A 334-nucleotide genomic window follows, 5' to 3' on the forward strand; every position below is an offset into this window, starting at 1 on the left:
GTCGAGCATCGGCTCCATCAGCGGCGAGTGGAACGCGTGACTGACGCGCAGACGCGTCGTCTTGCGGCCCAGCTCCTGCCACTGGGGCAGCCACTCCTCAACCGCATCCAGCGCACCCGAAACGACCACCGCCAGCGGACCGTTCACCGCCGCGATCGACAGACGGCCTTCGAAGCCGGCCAGCGACTCCGCGACCTCGGCCTCGGTCGCCTGAACCGCAACCATCCCGCCACCAGCAGGCAGCGCACCCATCAAGCGGCCACGCGCGGCCACAAGCTTGCACGCATCGGCCAGCGACAGAACCCCCGCCACGTGGGCGCAGGCCAGCTCGCCG

1 protein-coding gene is annotated in these 334 nt (G+C 70.7%); it reads right to left on the reverse strand.

The features are described from left to right. Positions 1 to 334, reverse strand: a 334-nt coding sequence (locus IO30_RS41095; RefSeq protein WP_157853402.1) for an acyltransferase domain-containing protein, incomplete at both ends; no start/stop codon positions are given.

Source organism: Streptomyces xanthophaeus (assembly GCF_000725805.1).
Taxonomy (GTDB): Bacteria; Actinomycetota; Actinomycetes; order Streptomycetales; family Streptomycetaceae; genus Streptomyces; species Streptomyces xanthophaeus.